This is a genomic window from Pseudonocardia pini (assembly GCF_013870575.1).
In the GTDB taxonomy this organism is placed as follows: Bacteria; Actinomycetota; Actinomycetes; order Mycobacteriales; family Pseudonocardiaceae; genus Pseudonocardia; species Pseudonocardia pini.
The window spans coordinates 1-2,375 of record NZ_JACBXB010000818.1 but is presented as its reverse complement, the minus strand read 5'-3'; the positions used below and the strand labels follow the sequence as shown (position 1 = coordinate 2,375).

At 72.6% G+C, this 2,375-nt stretch carries 1 protein-coding gene and 1 pseudogene; both read right to left on the bottom strand.

The window, feature by feature from the left end; genetic code table 11:
• Positions 1-359: 359 nt before the first annotated feature.
• The gene (locus H5J29_RS29420; protein WP_181784233.1) at positions 360-1,805 is read right to left on the bottom strand and encodes a dynamin family protein; all 1,446 of its coding nucleotides are present in this window, start codon (positions 1,803-1,805) and stop codon (positions 360-362) included.
• Positions 1,806-1,857: 52 nt separating this feature from the next.
• Positions 1,858-2,375 (bottom strand): annotated as a pseudogene (locus tag H5J29_RS29415) (dynamin family protein); the annotation flags it as partial.

The window sequence follows — 2,375 nt, the reverse complement described above, 5'->3', positions numbered from 1 at the left end:
AAACTGCCGCCCCACCCGGCACCGGTCCTGCTGCCCGGAGAATTGCCGCGACGCATCAGGCACGCGCTGGACTCATGATCACCACTCGGGTACGCGGAACCGCGCAACCAGCGGCGGAGCGAGCCCAACCACTGATCATGGCCCTCGGCTGCCCCGGCCCGCCCACATTGTCCTGATCAACAATCGCGCCACCTCTCGGCTATCCGTATCTCCGGCGGTGATCACCGAGGCGCCGCGCTGACCGGTGGTGGTGCTCGCGGTGTGGTGGAGCCCGGGGCGGGTGCTTGCCGACATTCGAGATCGTTGTCTCGGCACGCCCAGCCGCGGCTCGGGTCAAGCCCAGCACCAGCCCAGCAGAATCAGACCAGCATGCCCTCGCAGGTCCGGACCAGGATCCGGGCGGCGGTGGCGCCGGCGCGGGTGGTCAAGGGGTCTTCCGCCTCGCGCTGCCAGCGGGCCAGGGTGGTGAGGGCGGTCTCGCGGACCTTCACGACGTCGGCGGTCTCGTCGAGGCCGAGGCGGGTGCGGGGGTCGTCGCCGAAGGAGCCGAGCAGGCGTTCGGCGGCGCCGTCGTCGGCGGGCAGCAGGGTGGGGTCCTCCCGCAGGGCGTCGATCAGCCGCAGCTCGGTCAGCTCGTGGGCGCCTGCGACCAGGGCGTCGAACCGCCTGCGCAGGTCCTCCGGCGGCGGGGAGCCCGCGAAGAGCGCCTCCAGCGCCAGGATCGCGGTGCGCGCCTTGAGGATGTCGGCGCGGGCCGCGAACCGGGTCGTCAGGATCTCGTGCAGGCCGCTGATCCCGCTGAGCCGCTGCAGGTGGGTGGCCAGCGCGCCGGCGTCGGGCGCCTCGCCCGCCAGGATCAGGTCGATCGAGGCGCGGATCCCGAAGAAGCCGAGCCTGCGCACCAACGCCAGCCGCGTGGCCGGGTCGGCGGAACCGCCGGCGTCGGCGGAGATGAAGCGGTCGGTGGTGAGCAGCAGCCCGTCGCGGAGCTCGAGTGGCAGCGCCGCGAGCCGGGCGAGCACCGCGTACTCGGCCTGCCTGAGAGTCGCGCCGCACGCGGCCAACAGCCCGGCCACCGGGACGACGGTGTGGCACAACCGGTGCACCCGCGGATCCGCGGCGTAGCGCGCGGCGATCCGGGCGGCACTGTCGAGGGCGTCGGGCCGGGCGTGGCCGACCTCGTCCGCCCTGGCCAGCACGCCGATGGTGTTGACCGGCCTGCCCTGGCCCTCGGTGTCGTGGAAGGCCTCGAGGAAGTCGACGTCGTCGGTGTGCATGTGCCGCATCAGGTACACGACGGCGTCGGCGCCGGATCCGCGCGGCCCCTCCGGCGTGAGCAGCGTGAGCGAGCGCGCGGACACCTCCTCGCTGATCGAGCCCATGCCGGGGGTGTCGATCAGCGTCATCGCCTGCAGCCTGCGCGACGGCCAGTCCACCACCATCCGCGACACGAGGTCGGGAGCGTGACCGGCGAGGTCGATCGTGGCGAGCGACCCCTTCTCGGGGAAGGGCAGCTGGGCGGGCGGGCCGTCGGTGGGCAAGAGCGTGACCCGGTAGGCGGGCCCGTTGCGGAACCACGTGACGATCCGGGTGCACTCCTCCGCGTCCGTCGCCGCCAGGTCCTGCCCGACCAGCGCGTTGAGCAACGTGGACTTGCCCGCCTTCACCCGCCCCGCGATCGCCACCCGCAGCGGCTCGTCCAGCCGAGCACCCAGGGCCGCGACCATCGGCGCGATCCGGGTCCCCTGCGCGAGCCGGTAGGCCTCGCCGACCACCTCGCGCGTGCGTGCCACCAGCGTGCTCATCGCTCCCCCTCGCCGCCCGGGATCGGCGACTCGCGCCATGCCCTCGGTCCGCTCACGCCGCGACCGCCCGACGCACCGCCATCAGCTCGTTCGCCTGGTTCCGCAGCACCGCGAGGGACTTGAGGTCCGCCTCGATGCGGTCCACCTGCTGCTGTTCGGTGAGCTCGCTCTGCACGGCCTGCTCGGCCTCCTTCAGGGCCTCGGCCAGGGAGCGGAGCAGCTCGTCGAGACGTTCGGTGTAGCCGTCGCGCAGCTCCCGCTGGATCCGCCGGACGACGTCTCGGGAGTCCTTCCCGACGTGGATGTTGAACTCGTCCACGTACCGCCGCACCGCGAGCTTCGCCTTCTGGCGGCGCTGCTCGAGCTGGCGCTTGCGGTCGTCCTTCATGCCGCTGCGGCCCATCAGCGCGGCGGCCGCGATCCCGATCGGCAGCGGGATGGCCAGCAGCGCGATGTGGGTCAGCATGGTGAACATCATCAGGCCGCCGTAGGCCTTCTGGAGGCCCGCCATGCCCGTCGCGGACTTCTTGGACCCCACCGCGAAGCCCGTGTCCAACTGCAACGAGTCCA